Origin of the sequence: Mesorhizobium sp. M0159, assembly GCF_040322295.1 — a bacterium.
GTDB lineage: Bacteria > Pseudomonadota > Alphaproteobacteria > Rhizobiales > Rhizobiaceae > Mesorhizobium.
Genome location: NZ_JAMYTF010000021.1, coordinates 12,615 through 31,474 on the forward strand (window position 1 = coordinate 12,615; position 18,860 = coordinate 31,474).

The window sequence follows — 18,860 nt, forward strand, 5'->3', positions numbered from 1 at the left end:
ATCTGCGTCTCAAGTATCGGCGCCGTAGGCCCTGAGGTCACGTTGTTCCAGCCGGGCGACGAGGTATTCTATGCCGGCTCAATTGCTCGGACGGGCGCCAATGCCGAGTTCCATCTCGTCGATGAGCGCATCGTCGGCAAGAAGCCCAAATCGCTGGACTGGGCCGAGGCGGCAGCACTGCCGCTGACGTCGCTCACTGCCTGGGAAGCCTTCTTCGACCGCCTCGACGTGCACAGGGCTGTGCCAGGTGCGGCGCCCGCGATCCTCATCGTTGGGGGAGCGCGCGGCGTCGGTTCAATTGCCATTCAGATCGCACGCCAGTGCACCGATCTCACCGTGATCGCCACGGCATCGCGCTCCGACACGCAGGCATGGTCAAAACGCTCGGCGCCAATCACGTCATTGATCATTCCAAACCGCTTGCCGCTGAATTCGCCGCACTTGGTATCGGTGCGCCAGCCTTTGTCTTTTCGACGACGCACACCGAAAAGCATGTCAGCGAGATTGCCGAGCTGATCGCGCCGCAGGGTCGGTTTGGCCTCATCGACGACCCGAAGACGTTCGACATCATGCTGTTCAAGCCTAAGGCGGTGTTGATCCACCATGAGCTGATGTTCACGCGTTCGATTTACGGCACGCAGGATCTGGCCGAGCAGGGCGAAATTCTGAACAAAGCGCGCGTCCGGCACGACCTGGACCGAACTCATTCGATGAGGCGTACGAAAGCCGCGCAGATCTACACGAAGACGGGAAACATTCGCGCGGTGCAACTGCTCCTGGGCCATACGAAGCTTGAGAGCACGGTCCGCTATCTCGGCATCAAAGGGGACGACGCTTTGGCGATCTCTGAACAGATCGACCTGTGAGAACCTGCGACAACGGACAGAGCGACGCGGGCTGAAGCGTCGCTTTGTGACCCTGAGTTGCCCTTCACATTTCGCTGCCTGATAGCCGACATTCGCGGCAACCGGCACTGATGGCTCTTTGCGGACAGCAACACGACTACAACGCCCCTGAACATTAAAGGGGCACAGATATACGGTAGAAAGATCATATCATGAACAGCGGCCCGATTCCGAGCTCCAGTCCCGCGCGAAATCGAGGGTCGGAGAAGGGTGGGAAGTTGCCGTTCGGCTACAGAACGAGCACGTGGTGCCATCAGCTGACAAGCCCACGCTGATGTGGTGGGCACCATGGACCCAGTCGACTCGAACCGCTCAGTCAAGCTTAGGCCGAGCGCTGTGACGATTGGCAACCAGCGAGTAATTTCGTCTTCGACGGCGATCCCTACTGGACGAGTTCGCCTTCCATCACGAAACGGCGCTCGGTGGGACCGGTTGGCAGCAAACGAAAGCTTCCGGCGCCTTTGAGCTTCTCCAGCTTGCCGGTGCCGCCAACGACCTGCCACACTCCATTGTCCAGGAGCTTCGGCTTACCATCAGGCCCGGGGACGAACACCGCCTGGATAACCCATTTTATGTAGGCCTTGTTGCCATCCGTCGTAGCGAATTCCAGATAGCCGCGCGGTTCGCCGCCAACGCCTGGCACGACGTCGTGAGCGCCATATTCCTGAACGGTCGCGCCGGCGAGTGGACCCTGACCTTCGGACTTGCCTTCCCGTCGGACCAGCAAGAAGAAGTGCTTGCTCGCATCGGCGAAATCGAGCCGGATGGCTTCCTTCTGCGCGACAAGCGCCTCAAACTTCACCGGCTCGGCCTGAACGGGAGACGCGATAATTAACAAAGGGGTCGCAACCGCAGTGATCGTGCTAAACCTCCTCATTGTGTTCTCCTTTGATTCGTCTCGAAAGCTCGGTGAACATGTCGAGAGCACGCAAGGACGTGCGTACCACGCGCGTTGTTTGGATGCGTCGAATGTAGATGTCACTGCCGCTCTCCCGCGAAGGCCTCTCCGGGCCTCTAGCTTCAAGAACAGAGCTGCAAAGACTACACGATGTCATGTCATTGAGAAAGCGGTATCAAGGCCTGCGCACGCCGATGCTTTGCATAGGCACGCAACGTCTTAGCCGGGTCAGATTGCGTCATGCTACCCTCGCAACTGAACGACCGCAAAGCGGGCCGCCGAATAGACCTCCCGTTGCAGCTTCGAAAACGATTCCGCTGCTCTTTGGCGCGCAGCCTCCCGGCGTCTGGTTTCAAGCTCCTCTCGGAAAGCAGCCAGCGGTGGGCGGCGCAACATCTGCCCAGCCTTTACGCGGGCCCAGTAGCCGCGCGGAGGCTTCGGCACCTGCAGGCGCGCGCACAGTTTCCGATCGCCACATCTGACAGGCCAAGATCCTTGCCGATCTCGCGGGTCGGTTTCTCCCAAACCAGCGCAAACAATTCCTCTCGGGAGAGTTCTCGTCGTGCCATGCTACCTCCATCCGGCAACGGCGCGCGACGGCCGGCGACGCGCGCACTGGCCAATTGCCCGGAGCGGCACGCCTGTGGTCAGGCGTTCGGATCACGGGATGAAGAGGGCGCCTCACAACGAGCTGGGTGACAAGCCTATGGCTTCGAGTCGTAGAGCTGCTCGCTCCAGCAGAGTGCGCCAAACGCGCGCACAGGCATGAGCTTCGACCAGCTGGCCGCGTCGAAAGCCGACGTTCCAAGTGATAAACCAGAAAGGCGCTGAAAGTGGCCGGCGACTGTTGGGAACTGGTGGGCTTTGGATGACGCCGGCCAAGCGCACACAGGTCCGCCGCAAAGACAACTAGGGAAGGTGATTCCGCGTATGGTGTTCTCGCTGAAGCCAGCCGTTGATGAAAATGGGACTTCCTCACCAATAGTCACGGCTTGTCCGTGCAGCAAGCGATATCGCCTGACCGTTCGGATCGCTTAATCTCCGACACGACGTTCCTCTTGCGTCAAAGCAAAGATATTGACGGCCCCTGGCAATTATCCCGCTACTGGAACTAGCCAACGCGTCGGGGCGACAATGTCATCAGATCTGAAACCGGGTGCCAGAACGACTTGGCGATCAGCCTGCCATGCCGCAATGCGGCCGGGGGCCGCCGACGGGTACGATCTCATAGCCGACGGCGATTAATTGGAGTTTCATCTCGTCAAAATGCCGCTTTGAGCCGCTGACGATCGATTCAGGCGCGTAGTTCCAGCCGTTACGGGCGGCATTGGCCAGGATGTCGGCATAGAAGCGCATGCTGGCGATTTTCACGTCCGACTCTAGCAGCTGCCTGCATCCGCTTGCGAACGACGGCGGCGGTGCGGCGGACAAGCCCAGGATCGCGGATACCAACACAATCGAAACAGCGCGCATGAGATTCTCCCTCGGTCCATTGCAACCCATTTTGCTGTAAGGGAGCTTGCATCGCGTGCGCCTGCGTTGGGATCGGGCAGATGCTGTATTCGGGCTCCTGCATTCGTAGTATTTTGCCTCGGCAACAGCTGAAACCGTGCCGATCGGGTCTGCCATGGGCCGCATCGCGACATCTTCGCCGGGTCACGGCGCGCTGTCCGATCGGGAGCGCGCGGTGGCGGAAAAATTCGCCGCCGGACTGACTTATCGCGAGATCGGCGAGGCGCTGTTCATCGCCCCGTCGACCGTGCGGACCCATCTCGCCTCGATCTACGACAAGCTCGGCGTGCGCAACAAAGTCGCGCTTGCCTCGCATATCAATAGAGCTATCAGCGCTGGGACGGATGGGCTGTCACCTTGGCCAGACGGCTCTCCCGTGCTCGCCATATTCCCCATCGAATGCCTGAATTCGGAAGAGCGCTGGCGCCGCTTTGCCGACGGCCTGTCGTCGGACATCACTATCGACCTGGCGCGCTACGCGGATCTGCCAGTTATCGCCTTCCACACCATGAAATCTCTGGGCAGCAAGCCCGCCGACTTCCCCGCCGACGGCAAGGCGCTTGGCGCCACCTATATCGTGTCGGGCCAGCTGCGCGCCGACGAGCGGCGGGTTCGGTTATCGATAGAGCTCGCCGACGCGGGCAACGGCGTCAGCCTGTGGAGCGAACGCTACAACCGTCAAGTCGAGGATATTTTTACGCTGCAGGACAGTCTGACCGAAAGCGTCATCAATGTGATCGCCGGCAGCTACGGAGCGCTTGCCACGGTCGGCCGTAACGCGATTCGCCGCAAACCGCCGGCCAGTCTGCGGGCCTACGATTGTTATCTGCTTGGTGTTGAACAGCAGGACACATTCAGCCGCGCCGGCACTGCCGAAGCGATACGCCTGTTTTCACGCGCGCTGGAGCTTGACCCCACGTTGGTCAGGGCCTGGACCGCGCTTGCCTATGCCTATTCGATCGAGGGCGCCAACGGCTTCGGCGACGATGCGCAGGGCTCGATCGAGAACTGGCGGACGGCGGTTGAAAACGCGGTTCTGCTCGATCCGATGGACAGCGTTGCCTGCAATTGCCTTGGCGATCTTAGGGGATGTCTCGGCGACCTCGCAGGAGCGGACCGCGCGTATCGCCGCGCCTTCGAATATGGCTCCAACCATGCCGATACGCTGGCGCTGCTGGCCGGCAGCAAGGCGCTGGTCGCTGGCGATCCAGCCGAGGCGATGCCGCTCATCGAGCGCGCCATGCGCCTCAATCCGCTGGCCCCACCTTGGTATTTCGGCATGCTGGGCCGCATCCTGTTCACGGCCGGCAAGCACAGGGAAGCCATCGCGGCGCTGCGCAGAAGTACGCTGGATTCTCCGAATGTGCTGTTGTTTTTGGCGCTAGCGCATACGGCCGTGGGCGAGGCCGGCGAGGCGGCCAGGATCGAAGCCCGCTTGAAAGCTGAATTCCCGGACTTTTCGGTCGAACGCTTCATCACGGGCTATCCCGTGACCAACCCCGACGCGGTGCACGCCATTCGCCACGCCGCCCAACTGGCAAGGCGCGACTGAGGCCTTCTGAAGCGCCGACGCGTTCGTTAACCAATGATCAGTGAGCGGACGGCAAACGAACTGCCAGCTGGGATCGCTCGCCTAACCGCACCAAACATCAAATCGACTGTCTTGCCAGCGGGATGGCAAGTCACAAAAGTACGCAACGGACGCAAATGCCATGGGCAGCCGCGACGCGGACTTTTCAACAGTATCGGTGGAACGTTGCCATTCGTCTCGTCGATGGGAACGAGCAAGTAGCGCCATAAGCCGCCGTTCCCGACGGTTCTCCAAACCTGCCGTTCGCGCTATGTCTGAACGCACCAACCGACCACGTGCGCCAGTTCCGGACCTTCCTGGCGCTTCTCCAGAGCCGCCGTTCGCGCAACGGCTTGAGTCAACCCTAAGCTGACCTTCTGGGACTCTCCGGATCAGGGTCATATCTGGCGAGAGGCTATCCATCATATAGTCTGGCATGTTCAGGATTGAGGCTCTCCCAGAGGATGGCAGGAGCCGTCGAGCGCGCTTTTTAATCGAGCGGAGACCGGCGAAAAGCCTGCACTTGAGGGCATCGCGATAAAAGTACGTCAAACAACGCCAATGGAGAATAAGCGGTGACTTTGGTGGGCGCTCGTTTTGAACCCTGCCTCGGGTCGCTTGCAGTCAACTGTGTCAAGGAGCGGCGGTCAGAACTGGTGGCATTGAAGGACCGAAAGGCGGGCCGAAAGCGGACGGTCCGGTTCTGGAACGAACTAGCCAGAAAGGTGCCATTCCGCTGGTGAGCCCATCTTGGCCGCAACGACGTTGCTTGCCGCTGCCCGAGGGACTAAGCCGCTCGCGCGGCAATGGCGCTTGTAACAGGCGGACGCTCGTTCGCCCTTGGCCGAATTCGCGCCCCTGACCCATTCCAGACATTCGTCGGATCCTAGACCGAACATCTAGGTTGGAACTCAAGGGGCCACCGAGCCGAAACGACCAGACTAGGAAGCCAATTGACCACAATACCTGCCTGATATGCTGCCCCGGTTGCGCGCTCCAGAATGGTCACTCGTCGAGCCAGTATTGGCCGGAACAGCCGAACTGGCGCGAGGCGACAGATTGGCGCTTGGCGACAAATGCCATTGCGAAGAGACTCCGGGGGGTGTTGTTCGCTTTCACACCAGGCACCATCGTGTAACCCTGATCGACCAGTTGCAATTTCAGCTCCTTGATATGCCGTTTGAAGCCGTTCTCGATTTGGCTCCGAGGCTAGCGCCATCCGTTCCTGCACGTTCGGATGAGAATGTCTGAATACAATTCGGCACTGACGGCTCTCATGGCATCTTCGGAAATCAGCATGCCACCAGATTGCGTGCCTTCGGACAAGCATGGTCCAGCCGACAAAGGCAGCACCAGCATTGCGGCAAAGATAGATGACTTTGTCATGGATTCCTCCTGTTCCAGAATGGATCGGGGTTCTGCAACCCGACGAAACCCTGTCGACAGGAAAGCCTAGAATTGCTGGCGGTCGCATGGAATCGTGCAAATGCAGTGTTTTCGAGATCGCATCTGTAGTATTTTGCCGTGCCGGGTTGGCCACAACTCGTAGCGGATCGGAGACTTGAGGCGATGCTTCGCGCCGTAAGCAATCCTCTGACCAGTCTGTCGGACCGGGAGCGGGTGGTCGCTGCAAAATTCGCCGAGGGGATGACCTACCGTGAAATCGGCGAGACGCTCTTCATAGCGCCGACTACCGTTCGGACCCATCTGTCGGCCATCTATCGGAAACTCGATATTCGCAGCAAATTGGCGCTTGCAACCTTGCTTGCCGACCAACGCGAGCAAGACACGGGCCAGGCACCTTCCTGTGGCCTTTCGGTAGAGGGATCTGGGCCAACAGTCGTTGCGGTTCTCCCTTTCGACAATCTGAGCGCGGAGGAACCATGGAACCGCTTGGCCGATGGCTTGTCGGCGGACATCATGGTCGACCTCGCTCGCTACCCCGACCTTGCGGTCATCGCCCGCCAGACCATGCTCTCGTACAAGGGACGGCGCGATGACGTGCGATCCATCGGGCGGGAACTGAATGCGGATTATCTACTTGAGGGGACCTTGCAGGCGGCAGCGCAGCAGCTGCGGATCTGCGTCCAACTCGTCGACCCGCGCACTGGAGTCGATTTGTGGACGGCCCGCTATGATCGATCAGCGGAAGACCTGTTTGCGATGCAGGACATAGTCACCGAAAACGTCGTCAATGTCCTTGCTAGCTGTTGCGGCAAGCTCGCAAAACTTCGACGCGATGTTGTCCGGCGAAAACAACCCGCCAGCCTATGTGCCTATGACTACTATCTGCTCGGCGTCGAGCAGCACAATTTGTACACGCACGCTTCGAATGCGGAAGCGGTGCGGCTTCTGACGCGTGCCATCGAGCTCGACCCTGGTCTTGCCAGAGCCTGGACAGTCTTGGGTCTGGCGCATGCCGTCGCCGCCATCAATGCGTTTACCACTGACCCTTCCGCCGCAAAGGAGCGCTGGAAACTGTGCCTCGAACGAGCTTTGGCGCTCGACGCGGGTGATACCCAAGCGCGCATATGTCTAGCCGAGCTTCGAGCATTGCAGGGCGATCTCGATGCCACAGCAAGAGAACACGAGCTTGCCTTGGCGGCCGCCCCGCACGATGCCGATACCCTCGCCTTGCTTGCCGGAGGAAAGGCGTTCGTGACAGGCGACCCGCTGGAAGGATATGAACTGGCGAAGCGCGCGATCCGTCTCAATCCACATGTTTCCTGGTACTATAGCATGCTGGGCCGATCGAGCTTCGTTGTAGGTCTCCACAGGGAGTGCCTGACCGCGTTCAGCCAAGCACCGCCGGACTCGCCCGCAACGTTGCTGTTCCAGGCCATGGCGCATGCCGTGCTCAGCGAAACACCTCAGGCAATGAAGATTGCCAACCGGTTGGCGAGAGAATTTCCAGACATTTCGGCCGAAGGGTTTATCGGCTCCTATCCAGTCATCAATCCTCCCGCTGTTGCCGCGATCCGGGAGGGCGCCCGCCGCGCGGGGCTGGCCTAGCTTCAATTGAGATACAATAGCGGAGCCCTCGGTGCGACCAAACAAATCTTAGCGACAATGGTGATTGCCTATGGTGTCGTAGACGATGTCGGCTACGCGCAGGCGCAAAATCCGCTCACCATCATCGCACCAGTCTCCGGTCAGACTGTTGATGGGACGCTTTCCTTTTCCGGGACCGCTTCCGTCAACAGCATTACACGGCGCGGAACTATTAGCGGACAGACCAATACCGCGGTCGAATGTCGAGGGACGGCTACCGTCAATCTTACGTTCTCGCATGGAGAAGGAACGATCGTTTGCGGGCAACTCTCGTCCCGGTTCGTGTTCTCGCTGACTAGCAGACAACCCCCAGCTGGCTCAGGAACGGGAACCCTTTCCGACGGGCGCAAGGTGATGTTGAGAATAGGACAATGACCACAAATCGACAGCCCTTTTGTCGAGAATTGGCGAGCTGAAACATTGATGTACGTGGGCTCGGTTATTACTCTTGCCAAAGCCGATGTAAGCCGAGCCGGTCGATGGCCTCGCATGCGGAAAACGGAACCCTGCGAGGCAGGTCGTAGCGGATCAACGGGTGGGCAACGCTTTCTGACGGCGCACGTTGCTTTCAGCCGTCGGCCCAGTGGCCGAGCGGCGTTGACTGCGGACCATCGCACGGATGGATTGGCAAGACTAGAACGGGTGCCGAGGAACGACCCGCTACGCGGGATGGGCGCGTGGGGTGAGGTAGAGATCACGAACCGGACGCCGCACTCGCATTGAGGGTGGTTCGGCAGCGGCAGAGCATTACGGGCTTCTTCAACAAGGAGCCTGACCATGCCCTATCCTGTTCTGATGCACCTATCAGTCCACTTCGTCAGCGGCTGATCGACGACATGAACATGCGGCGTTTCTCACGGGAGACGCAGCGCAACTATCTCCGCGACATCGGACGCCTGGCGACGTTCCTCGGGCGTTCACCAGACACAGCGACCACCGACGACCTGCGCCGGTTCCAGATCGAACAGCAGGACGACGGTGTTCCCGTGCCGACGATGAACAGCATCGTGTCGGCGCTGCGCTTCTTCTTCACGCACACGGTCGATCGTCCCGATCTGGTGCGCAAGCTCGTTCGTCTGGCGCACCCGCGCAAGCTGCCGGTGGTAGTGAGCCGCGACGAGGTTGCCCGGCTGCTCAACGCCACCACCTGCCTCAAGCACCAGGCCGCGCTGTCGGTCGCTTATGGCGCGGGCCTGCGCGTGGCGGAGGTGTCGACGCTGAAGGTCGCCGACGTCGATAGCGAGCGCATGCTGCTACGTGTCGAGCGCGGCAAGGGCGGGCGATACCGGAACGCCATACTGTCGCAAGACCTGCTCTTGTTGCTGCGCCAGTGGTGGAAGGTCGGACGCCAGCAGGGGGTGATGCACCGCGAGGGCTGGCTGTTTCCGGGGCAGCATGCGATGAAGCCCATCAGCACCCGCCAGCTCTATCGCGTGGTCGTCGAGGCAGCGCAGGCCGCCGACATCGCCAAGCGGGTCGGGCCGCACACGCTGCGCCACAGCTTTGCCACCCACCTGCTCGAAGACGGCACCGACATCCGGGTGATCCAAATCCTGCTCGGGCACGCCAAGCTCGACAATACCGCCTTCTACACCAAAGTCGCGACCCGCACGGTGCGCACGGTCACGAGCCCGCTCGACAAGCTCGGCCTGTTCAAGGAGGCAGAGATCTCGCCCGACAGCTGAGCGTGCACTCCTCTGTCGAGGCCGCCGACATTTTCCGTGCTGCTGGGCCAGCCTACCGGGCCGCCCATGCAGGGCACCTGAGCCTGCAGCAACTCAAGGTCATGTCGGCGATCGAGCATTATCGCACCGCCGTACTGGGCGGTCATGTCGAAGCCTGCGAGGACTGCGGGCATTGGCGCATCGCCTACAACAGCTGCCGCAACCGGCATTGTCCGAAGTGCCAAGGTGCGGCCGCACGTACATGGCTTGCCGAGCGCGAAGCCGACCTGCTGCCGGTCGGCTACTTCCATGTCGTGTTCACGCTGCCGGCAGAGGTCGCCGATATTGCCTTCCAGAATAAAGCGCTGGTCTACGACCTGCTGTTCCGTGCGGCATCGGAGACGATGCTGACGATCGCGACCGATCCGAAGCATCTGGCACGCGCATCGGCATCACCGCCGTCCTCCACACATGGGGCTCCGCGATGACCCACCATCCGCACGTGCACATGATCGTGCCGGGCGGCGGCATCGCGCTCGACGGGAAGCGCTGGGTATCGTCGCGCCCGGCCTTCCTCCTTCCGGTGCGCGTGCTCAGCAAGCTCTTCCGCCGCCTGTTCCTTACCCGGCTGATCGCGCTTCACGACGCGGGCCGGCTCGCCTTCGTCGGATCGATGGCCCATGTAGCCGACCGACGCGCCTTTCTGCGTCATCTCAATCCTGTTCACAGTAAGCGATGGGTGGTCCACGCCAAGGCGCCGTTCACAGGGCCGGAGGCGGTCCTCGCCTACCTGTCGCGCTACACGCACCGGGTCGCGATCTCGAACAGCCGCCTCATCCGCCTCGACGAGAGCGGCGTCACCTTCCGCTACAAAGACTATCGCCGCGACGGCGTCGACCGGCAGCAGGTCATGACGCTCGCTACCGACGAGTTCATCCGCCGCTTCGTGCTCCACGTGTTGCCAAAGGGTTTCCACCGCATCCGGCACTACGGCCTGCTTGCCGGCTCTGCTCGCAAGGCCAGCCTCGCGCTTGCTCGTGAACTCCTGAACGTCGCCGCACCGTCCGACGATGACACCACGGACGAACCGGACAACTTCCGCCCGCCATGCCCCTGCTGTGGCGGCCGCATGATCGTGATCGAGGTGTTCGAACGACGGAGGCAGCCGCGCGGACCGCCACACGGTTCCCCGTCGACCGGGAGCAGTACGCCATGACCCGGCATGGAATGGTTCAGCCTTCAGCTGCAGGCACTCAGCCTCCGGCAACGGATCGACGCACGTCTATGGTGATTATCGACGCCGACAGAGCCGCGCCCAGCCGCCCACCGTCCCGACAACACCGCGCGAGGGCGCAACGAAGCGGTCGGTCCGCATTCACCCCAGCGCTTCCCGACGGCGGTCACGCCATCGCCGACATCTGCCGAAATCCGAAATCCCCATAGCCATCGTCTGCGGCCCGCGGGTTCCTTCCTCGGGGACTTTCGTACGCCTGCCGGCGCCCGAAACTCTTATATGGGGATGGTCAACTACAAACGGCATCACGTCGACATTGTCATGTACCTCCGCGGCAATCCGTAGATCCATTCGATGGGTCCGTTAGCGTGACGCGGTTCGCGAACGAACCCAGTCCACCTTATATTCGGTCAGGGCGCATGCACCTGTTCCATGATCCCGCTTGCGGCGGATTCGGAACCCAAGAGACGAAACCATTCTTCAACGGCGGCTGTTTGAGGCCATGAGTTTCGTCGGTTCGTCTACCGAGGATCTGCCAGGCCCTGGTCGGTCCTGGAGATTATTAGAATCGATTAGCGTCTACGCTGATGGTTTCGTCAGGAGAGCTCCTTCTATAACGACTCCGGCGTTCACGTATTTCCACAGCGCAACAAGCAGTTTCCGAGCGAGGGCGATGATCGCCGTCTTCTTGTACCGGCCACCATTCTGGATGACTCGCGCCCTGAACCACTGGCTGAGTGCGGAATTGGGTTGATGGCGAACCCAGAGCCACGCAACCTGGACAAGCGTCGACCGGAGCCTTGGATTGCCGGACTTCGAGACTCCCTGCTCGCAATTAATCTGCCCACTTTGCCAGGGCGTTGGCACCAAACCAGCGTAGGCGGCAACCTGTCGTCGATTGTCAAACTTGCGCGATAATCCCTCAGACCACAGGACGGCCGCGAACTCCGGACCTATTCCCTTGAGGCTGAGCAGCAGGGCCGGTGTTGGCTCATCTGCCGCGACGAGCAAGGCGTCGCGTGCCTCTTCAACATCCTTGATCTGCTGGATCAGCAACTCGATGCGATCAAGCTCGCGGCTGATCTGCGCCATGAGCGCTGGCGGCAGTGGACGCCCATCTCCGGTAATGAGCGCATCGAGGCATTTGCGTCGATCGCCTTTCAATGGTTCGTATCCGGACACACCTTGGCTGAACAAAAGGCCCTTTATCCTGTTGACGTGCCTGATCCGCTCGTTCGTCAGCGCCTTCCGCTCCCGCACCAACCGGCGACGGTCTTCCTCCTCCGGCGTTGGCACTCGCAACATCGCGCAAACCCGAGGCTCGCCGCGGTTGTAGGCCAACAACGCTCGAACCAGTGCTTCCCCATCAATCCTGTCGGTCTTGGCCCGCCGGCGGCGACGTGATGTGGCAATGGATGCCGGGTCCACGACATAACTCTCGATGCCTTCGCGTTCGAGGACCCGATGTATCCAGAATCCATCCAGACCAGCTTCCTGGATTGATATGACCCGGAAACGCTGCCCTGTCCGCACTTCCGCCTTTCGTTGCAGCTCTGCGAAGTGATCGAGCAAACCCGGAATGTCGCCCCCCGACACGAGGTGTCTCGACAATCTCTCGCCTCCACCTGGCGAAAGCGAAGTCACGAGCCATTTTTAACGAGACAGTTCTAACGAGACAAATATTGCGGCAAGATCGACGCGGATAGCGGCCGGGGCTTTGGTGGTGTTGGCTTGCATGCTGACCTCCAGGTGATGTTTAGCGACTTCACTCTGGCAGAGCGCTGGTCGCCTTCCATCCCCATAGGATCTTCACGAGTGCCGATCGGCAGCTATCCGCCCTTGAGCCTTTCAAGCCGGACAGTCCGCTACCCGGCCTCCACTTGGACCTTCGGCTCCCATGCCCATCTGCCGGGGGGATGCGACGGCTGAGCGTGCATGTTGTCGGGACGACGCAGCCTGATCTAAATCCTCATTGCGCTGGATCAGTTTTAGGACACCCGCGTTTCCAGCCATGATCTCACTCGCGCCTGAACATCAGTTCGTCAACGCCGGAAGCATTCGGCTTCATGTCGTTCAGGCCGGGCCTGCCGGGGGTAAGCCGGTCATGCTCCTGCACGGCTTCCCGGACTTCTGGATCGGCTGGAGACGGCAGATCGGTACGCTCGCTTCCGCCGGATATCGGGTCATCGTTCCCGACCAAGAGGGGCTACAACACCAGCGACAAGCCAGAGGGCATCCGCGAGTACACGCTCCCCAAGCTCCTCGGCGATGTCGTCGCCCTGGCCGACGCGCTCGGCATCGGAAGGTTTCACGTCGTCGGCCATGACTGGGGCGGCATCGTCGCTTGGGCCGCCGGGGCAAAGTTGACTCATCGCCTGGACAAGCTCGTCATCCTGAATGCGCCCCATCCCGAGGTGGTGTTTACCCATGCCCTACGATCTCCGACGCAGTTTCTGCGGAGCAGTTACGCGGTTTTCTTCCAGATCCCCTTGCTGCCCGAAGCCGTTTTGGGTGCGCGCCGCTCGGCCTTGCTCGCACGAGCACTCATGACATCCAGCCGGGAAGGCGCCTTCGAAGAAGAGGAGATTGCAGAATATCGGCAGGCTTGGGAGCGGCCGGGGGCGCTGACCAACATGCTCAACTGGTATCGCGCCTTGCGCTTTCGCCCGAGCCTGAAGGAGCGGATCACGACGCCCACTCTTGTTATGTGGGGGATGCAGGACCAGACTCTGGAATCCGGGCTGGCCAAGCGCAGTCTCGCCCTTTGCGACGATGGCCGCCTGCAGACTTTCGAGGAGGGGACGCATTGGGTTCAACGCGAAGAAAGCAACGCGGTGAATGCGGCGCTTCTGGCGTTCCTGGAGGGCTGACATGCGATACGGTTCTGCAGGCGGTTCGAGCCGGCGCGAGCTGTTGACGACGCTCGCCGTCACCATCACAGCCTACCACCTTACCTCCGTCGCTGATGCATCAGAGGCAGAGGCCTCAACGGAGCGTCCCATGCCGCATGTCGTCCTTCTTGGGGATTCGATCTTCGACAACGCGGCTTATGTTGCCGGCGGACCTGACGTCGCGTGGCAGTTGCGGGAGCGCCTGCCCGAAGGGTGGCGTGCAACTCTCAATGCCGTCGACGGTGCTGTCACGAGCGGCGTCGAGCGGCAGCTTGAACGGCTCGCGCAGGATGCGAGCCATCTCGTCGTCAGTGTCGGTGGCAATGATGCTCTTCGTCATGCGGGTCTTCTGGATCAGGCGGCTCGTTCGGTGGCCGAGGCTCTGGACAGAATCAGCGATGTCCGGGAGCAGTTCGAGCAGGATTACATGAGGATGCTCGAGGGGGTGCTGAGCCGGGATCTGCCCACGGCCATATGCACGATCTACGAGGCACGCTTTCCCGACCCGCAGCGTCGCAGGATTGCCGCAAGTGCCTTAACGATCTTCAATGACGTCATCACCCGGTCGGTCTTCTCCCGCGGTTTGCCGCTCATTGACCTGCGCCTGGTCTGCAATGAGGATGCGGACTTCGCCAATCCGATCGAACCTTCCGTTCGTGGCGGCGCGAAGATCGCGACAGCCATTGCGGCTCTCGTGGCGGAACACGATTTTGCTCGGCGCCGGTCGGAGGTCTTCGCCGGTTGAGCGGCTTCTCGTTCGTCTGATCAGGCAGCGCTCGCGCAGGTAAGGCCGGTTGGATGCACGGCAACCAGTCACTATCTTTTGTGGCGCGTCGAGCAGGGGCTTTAGGATTAGAGCCGCAGCTTCATGTGCACGTGGTCGATCCGGAGACGAACCAAGGGCGGCCGGTGTATTCACGGACGAGTGCCTGCCTCTACCCCTCTGCGTAAACGGACGGGAGTGGTCCATTATCTGAGCACTGGCTACATGACGTGAGGCAGACGACGAAATGTCGCCTTGTACATCGAACGTGCGCTATCAATTCCCGCTCATTGAAAGACGACGAGACGGTGACAGTGCGTTCCTCGATGCGGCCATGGGCCTTGTCGAGATCGACACGCTGTCGAGGCAATGGCAGAGGCATCATCGAAGTAGCATTCGATCTCGGTACGCAGCGTCGGCTGGTTGGCCTTGACGGCGAGCAGATAGTCGGCGCTGGCATTGCGAATGGCGGTAGTGATCGAGGCGTTGGTGGCGATGGCACAATCTCGACCCGGCCTTGGGGCCCTCTGATATTGCCTTCCAGAAAGTCGTCGAAATCTGGGGCTGCAAGCATGTCTTTGAACTGGTCGCCGAGTACGGACCTCGTCTTCCGCGCCTCCCAGCTCAGCAACCAACTCTTCTCGGCCGTCGACGATCAAGAGTATGTCCTCGGCATCCCGGCTAGAAAGCAGATCCTTTCCACCTCTGCCAAGGTATGCCTCCAGCTTCGTCGCGACGAAGAGTGCCGGTGTCAGGCGACGGAGATGAGCTTATCGTCCAACGGACAATCGACCGCCGTCTCAATACCCGCTTCATACCAACGATTGCTGAATCCGAGGATTTTGGGATCGTCCGGCATGAAGTCGACTTTGATCCGGCCAAGATGCGTTCGGCAAATGACACTGTCGTTGGGTGACTCCGAGAAACCCCGCTCTCGAAGCCGTTCCAGGAGCTGCGCCCATTCCGAAAAGCCGGCCAGATCGACAATTAGGTCGACGTCGTCAGTCGCCCTGACATCCTCGAGCGTGATGGCATCGGTGATGAAAAGAGCGGTCGTACATCCGCCGACGAACACAAGAGCTTGCGCAGGTCATCGCCTAGAGCTTCCGCGACAGCCCTTAGCATTGCTAGTAGCTGGCCTTGGATGCTGGTCATTTCTGCGCGAGCCTTTCCGCAAGACGCTCCGCCGCGAGGGCAGCCTCGCGCTGGTTTCCGAGTCTTATTGCGTCCGCAAGGGCAAGATACTCATACAGCCGATCATCCCTTTGAACGGCTTCAGGAACGCTTTTAAACATCGGCGTCACCGATTGTCCCATGTCGCGGCCGCTGGCATAGGGCCACACATAGATGTAGCTGCCAGCGCTTATTAGCACGTTCTTTAGGATGGGCGCCGCAAAAGCGGTCGGGATTCCGCGCTGCATTGCTCCAGGCTTCGCTGGAAAAACGAACTTCAACCCGTGCACGCGCTAGGAGCAGGCAAATATCGCAATCCAGGTAAGGTTCCCAGCTATGGCCCGCTCGACCCCGCCACGATCTCAGCATACCGCTCCCTGGGATCTCCCCAATCGGTCTATGTTCAGATGTTATGGCGCTTCGGTTTGATCCGTTCAGAGCGCATGGGAGAGGTGCGGGCCTGTAGGGCAAGGGCTGGCACCGTCCGTTCCGCCGCCCTAGTCGAGATCAGGTGGGAGCGGCGGGACGGCTGCGTGACGAACAGTGTCGGGGCTCCTCATTGAAGAGCCGCAGCTTCGGTCTGTTCGTATCATGCGCCTTTTTCGCCCTGAGCATTTGAGACGTCGCGTCGTTCCGAGTGCCGGAGCACTATGCTGAGCGGGGCGCAGCAAAGGTGGCCTTCATCTCCGCGTCCAGACCCTCGAAGGCCATTTCTTAGTGCCGAAGCTACCGGTCATTCGGGCCGCTGGCGCCCTTTGTGTTTTTCTGACTTGCTTCTCAGTAGGCGATCTGCCCGTCGCGGTTCGGTGTGCCAAGGACGTGGGTTCTCGGCGGCAGCATCACCTGGTCGAAGCTCTGCGTGAACATCGCTGCCGCAAAGAAAGCCACGGCGCGGAGCGTTTCGGTCCCGGTATTCTCAAGATCGTGGCGAAATGGTGTGGGCAACACAAACACGCTACCGGGCGCGACGGGGTGAGTGGTACCATCCTCGCAGTACAGCAGGCCGGTGCCTGCAATTATGTATTGGGTTTCCTCAGTGGCGTCAGTATGCCAGCCCAGTCGACCCCCTGGCTCGATCTCATATACAATTGTCGAAGAAGCCGTTGATCCGTTCCCGCCAAAACGGGCGAAGGCACCCTGCCAACGCACAGCGGGGTCGCTCTCACCCCAAACCTTGGAGCGAGGCAGATTGTTAGAATCGATAACCGGACCCATGCTGATCATGCCCCATAAGTTGTTTGACGTGGTCACCGTACTGCATGATATCAGACACCCAAAGCCGTTGCTTCGGACGCGGTTAAGAATAGCTTCCCGAGCACCGGGGCGTGCGCTTCTATTCGCTTGCCGCGCAACGGCTAATTTGGCTTTGGTGAGTCGAGGTTCAATCGCTGTGGGGCTTTTGGGCAAGCGCGCAGCTAGGCCGCCTTCTTGATCTCCGCGACCTGAACGCCCAGTCGGAACGCCTGACCGTCTGCAAACGAACGCGCGTAGCTCTCAGATGTAAAAGCGACCGTGGTGGTGGTGCCGTTGACCGTCACGCGAACCGACCACTCTTTGTCCCTAATGATTTCAACGGCATGTTGCTCATGCGCAGCCATGCATTCCTCCCAGAATCTTCCGTTGAGGATGGGAGGATAGCGTCGTAAAACTGGTTTGCATGCAAATAATCCGACACCGCGACGTCGAAATGCCGAAACACGCACAGCTAGGCTCGTTCCTTGGCGAGGTTGAAAAGTGCGGTGGCAGTCTCTTCAGCCGTCCAGCCTTGCTCGATGCAAGAGGACACCAGAGCGGCGTACGCACCTTCGAGGGCGACTGCGCAGTTCACGCTCCGTCCGGGCTGTCCTGGGAGAGAAGGGGCGGTTCGACTTGTGCTGTTTGGGACATGCAGATAATTGGCGGAGTGCCAGCAAGTTCCTCCGCACTCGCGCTTCGCACCGCGGTGCCGCCCAAACACGCGGATTACCAGGCGGACAAAAAAGCCCCGGCGCTGGGTCGTTGCGCCGGGGCTTTGGGCAGGTACAAGCTACACCAACATGTCCGTTTATGAATGTGCGCTAATAAAGTAAAAAACGGTGAACCACGCATAGGCCGAAGGGCGCACGCTCAAAGCTGGGGTGAAGCGGCAATATCAGTGATGACAAGTTGCGCACCCTGATTGTTCCACCCAGCTTTCGACCGAACGAGGGGCGAGGATGCTGGCTGTGTTGATTTGCCATGATGATGTACTCCGTGACCGCTCATGCCGATGAAGCGGCTCGAACCGCAAATCTCAAAATGTCTAGTGATGGCCACTGGGACTCCGGAGGGAGAGGAACCGACATCCCACCTTCTCTAGCTGAGGAACTGTCTCTCGTGCCTGACGCCGCCGGCGATTACCGGAAATTGAACCGCCACGTTGGTGGCGCGCCATCTGAAAAAATTTGTACGGGCGGCGGAGCCGTTATCGAGCATAAAAGGGCTGTTCGAGGGTGCCGACGAGCCTTCGTTCATGTCCGCACCCTAAGGGCTTGCTCCAGTCTGTCGGCGATCTGTGTGACGATATAGGCAATCACCATGTAGATCACGACGGCAATCACGAACGCTTCGAGGTAGTAGTAATTCAGCGCGGCGGTCAACTGGGACTGGGCGAAGATGTCGACAACCTCGATGGCGAACCCGAGGGAAAGCGCCTTCATGATCACCATCATCGAGGTTGTCAGGTCTGGAATTGCGGTGAGGGCCACCTGGGGAAATAGGATCCGTCGGAACAGTTGGCCGCTTGTATAGCCCAGCGAATGGGCGGCGTCCGACTGACCGGTATCGAAGGCGTTGAGGGCTCCTTTGATGATCTCCGCTTGGAACGCCGCAACACAACCGGTGACTGCAATGACAAGGATTACCCAGTTGGGCGTTTCGTGGGCGTTGAAGTTGATCCCGAGCAACGAGAGCAGGAACTGGAGTGCTGGGGGCAGACCGAAATAGGCGAGGAAAATCACGATCACCATCGGAACGCCCTTGAAGACGACCTTGTAGGCCATGATGAGCTCTCGCAGCACGGGGATCCGCCTATGTTCGACGAGCGCAAAAAGGCTGCCGACAATCGTGGACAGGATGAAAATCGTGAAAGCCATGCCGAGCGTCACGGGTACGGCGCCCAGAATTTCCTGCGAGTCCTGGAGCATAATATCGGTATCAAACATGGTCGGATTACCCCTAC

Annotated in this window: 12 protein-coding genes and 5 pseudogenes; 7 read left to right on the forward strand and 10 right to left on the reverse strand. The window is 60.2% G+C overall.

What is annotated here, in order from left to right:
- Positions 1 to 15: 15 nt before the first annotated feature.
- Positions 16 to 866, forward strand: a pseudogene (locus tag NKJ32_RS19930) (zinc-binding alcohol dehydrogenase family protein); the annotation flags it as partial.
- A 421-nt stretch (positions 867 to 1,287) separates the two neighbouring features.
- Here the strand turns inward: NKJ32_RS19930 and NKJ32_RS19935 are convergent.
- Both NKJ32_RS19935 and NKJ32_RS19940 read right to left on the reverse strand, forming a co-directional pair.
- Positions 1,288 to 1,887, reverse strand: a complete 600-nt coding sequence (locus NKJ32_RS19935; RefSeq protein ID WP_352625061.1) for a hypothetical protein — start codon at positions 1,885 to 1,887, stop codon at positions 1,288 to 1,290.
- Between the two features lie 1,092 nt (positions 1,888 to 2,979).
- On the reverse strand, positions 2,980 to 3,276 hold the full coding sequence (locus tag NKJ32_RS19940) for a hypothetical protein (protein ID WP_352625063.1): 297 nt from the start codon (positions 3,274 to 3,276) through the stop codon (positions 2,980 to 2,982).
- A gap of 154 nt (positions 3,277 to 3,430) precedes the next feature.
- Here NKJ32_RS19940 and NKJ32_RS19945 point away from each other — a divergent pair, with 154 nt between their 5' ends.
- On the forward strand, positions 3,431 to 4,867 hold the full coding sequence (locus NKJ32_RS19945) for a LuxR C-terminal-related transcriptional regulator (protein ID WP_352625065.1): 1,437 nt from the start codon (positions 3,431 to 3,433) through the stop codon (positions 4,865 to 4,867).
- A gap of 1,023 nt (positions 4,868 to 5,890) precedes the next feature.
- Here the strand turns inward: NKJ32_RS19945 and NKJ32_RS19950 are convergent.
- Positions 5,891 to 6,043 carry a hypothetical protein gene (locus NKJ32_RS19950; protein ID WP_352625067.1) on the reverse strand — a complete coding sequence of 51 codons (153 nt, stop codon included), beginning with the start codon at positions 6,041 to 6,043 and terminating at the stop codon, positions 5,891 to 5,893.
- Between the two features lie 411 nt (positions 6,044 to 6,454).
- On the opposite strand from NKJ32_RS19950, the gene NKJ32_RS19955 reads away from it, so the two are divergent.
- From NKJ32_RS19955 to NKJ32_RS19965, 3 genes and pseudogenes are all read left to right on the forward strand, one after another.
- The gene (locus tag NKJ32_RS19955; protein WP_352642863.1) at positions 6,455 to 7,897 is read left to right on the forward strand and encodes a LuxR C-terminal-related transcriptional regulator; all 1,443 of its coding nucleotides are present in this window, start codon (positions 6,455 to 6,457) and stop codon (positions 7,895 to 7,897) included.
- A gap of 875 nt (positions 7,898 to 8,772) precedes the next feature.
- Positions 8,773 to 9,621 (forward strand): tyrosine-type recombinase/integrase, encoded by an 849-nt coding sequence (locus NKJ32_RS19960; RefSeq protein ID WP_352625069.1) that lies wholly within the window; start codon positions 8,773 to 8,775, stop codon positions 9,619 to 9,621.
- A 2-nt stretch (positions 9,622 to 9,623) separates the two neighbouring features.
- A pseudogene (locus NKJ32_RS19965) lies at positions 9,624 to 10,816 on the forward strand (IS91 family transposase).
- A 597-nt stretch (positions 10,817 to 11,413) separates the two neighbouring features.
- Here NKJ32_RS19965 and NKJ32_RS19970 read toward each other — a convergent pair.
- Positions 11,414 to 12,571: pseudogene (locus NKJ32_RS19970) on the reverse strand (IS110 family RNA-guided transposase).
- A gap of 329 nt (positions 12,572 to 12,900) precedes the next feature.
- On the opposite strand from NKJ32_RS19970, the gene NKJ32_RS19975 reads away from it, so the two are divergent.
- Together NKJ32_RS19975 and NKJ32_RS19980 are read left to right on the forward strand one after the other, a co-directional pair.
- Positions 12,901 to 13,704 carry an alpha/beta fold hydrolase gene (locus NKJ32_RS19975; RefSeq protein ID WP_352828593.1) on the forward strand — a complete coding sequence of 268 codons (804 nt, stop codon included), beginning with the start codon at positions 12,901 to 12,903 and terminating at the stop codon, positions 13,702 to 13,704.
- A gap of 130 nt (positions 13,705 to 13,834) precedes the next feature.
- On the forward strand, positions 13,835 to 14,470 hold the full coding sequence (locus NKJ32_RS19980; RefSeq protein ID WP_352623660.1) for an SGNH/GDSL hydrolase family protein: 636 nt from the start codon (positions 13,835 to 13,837) through the stop codon (positions 14,468 to 14,470).
- Positions 14,471 to 14,792: 322 nt separating this feature from the next.
- Here NKJ32_RS19980 and NKJ32_RS19985 read toward each other — a convergent pair.
- The 6 genes and pseudogenes from NKJ32_RS19985 to NKJ32_RS20010 form a co-directional block, all read right to left on the reverse strand.
- A pseudogene (locus NKJ32_RS19985) lies at positions 14,793 to 14,988 on the reverse strand (ISAs1 family transposase); the annotation flags it as partial.
- Between the two features lie 251 nt (positions 14,989 to 15,239).
- Positions 15,240 to 15,563, reverse strand: a complete 324-nt coding sequence (locus NKJ32_RS19990) for a hypothetical protein (RefSeq protein WP_352623662.1) — start codon at positions 15,561 to 15,563, stop codon at positions 15,240 to 15,242.
- A 76-nt stretch (positions 15,564 to 15,639) separates the two neighbouring features.
- Positions 15,640 to 15,951: pseudogene (locus tag NKJ32_RS19995) on the reverse strand (hypothetical protein); the annotation flags it as partial.
- Between the two features lie 487 nt (positions 15,952 to 16,438).
- Positions 16,439 to 16,876, reverse strand: coding sequence for a cupin domain-containing protein (locus NKJ32_RS20000; protein ID WP_352623663.1), 438 nt, complete (start codon positions 16,874 to 16,876; stop codon positions 16,439 to 16,441).
- Positions 16,877 to 17,076: 200 nt separating this feature from the next.
- The gene (locus NKJ32_RS20005; protein WP_352637940.1) at positions 17,077 to 17,259 is read right to left on the reverse strand and encodes a hypothetical protein; all 183 of its coding nucleotides are present in this window, start codon (positions 17,257 to 17,259) and stop codon (positions 17,077 to 17,079) included.
- Between the two features lie 891 nt (positions 17,260 to 18,150).
- Positions 18,151 to 18,843: an amino acid ABC transporter permease gene (locus NKJ32_RS20010; protein WP_352623666.1), complete on the reverse strand. Its 693-nt coding sequence runs from the start codon at positions 18,841 to 18,843 to the stop codon at positions 18,151 to 18,153.
- Positions 18,844 to 18,860: the final 17 nt, after the last annotated feature.

Coding starts and splice junctions, on each gene's coding strand:
- NKJ32_RS19960 (WP_352625069.1), top strand. CDS start 8,773: ATGAACATGCGGCGTTTCTCACGGGAGACGCAGCGCAACTATCTCCGC.
- NKJ32_RS19955 (WP_352642863.1), top strand. CDS start 6,455: ATGCTTCGCGCCGTAAGCAATCCTCTGACCAGTCTGTCGGACCGGGAG.
- NKJ32_RS19940 (WP_352625063.1), bottom strand. CDS start 3,276: ATGCGCGCTGTTTCGATTGTGTTGGTATCCGCGATCCTGGGCTTGTCC.
- NKJ32_RS20000 (WP_352623663.1), bottom strand. CDS start 16,876: ATGGGTCCGGTTATCGATTCTAACAATCTGCCTCGCTCCAAGGTTTGG.
- NKJ32_RS19975 (WP_352828593.1), top strand. CDS start 12,901: ATGTCGTTCAGGCCGGGCCTGCCGGGGGTAAGCCGGTCATGCTCCTGC.
- NKJ32_RS20005 (WP_352637940.1), bottom strand. CDS start 17,259: ATGGCTGCGCATGAGCAACATGCCGTTGAAATCATTAGGGACAAAGAG.
- NKJ32_RS19980 (WP_352623660.1), top strand. CDS start 13,835: ATGCCGCATGTCGTCCTTCTTGGGGATTCGATCTTCGACAACGCGGCT.
- NKJ32_RS19945 (WP_352625065.1), top strand. CDS start 3,431: ATGGGCCGCATCGCGACATCTTCGCCGGGTCACGGCGCGCTGTCCGAT.
- NKJ32_RS20010 (WP_352623666.1), bottom strand. CDS start 18,843: ATGTTTGATACCGATATTATGCTCCAGGACTCGCAGGAAATTCTGGGC.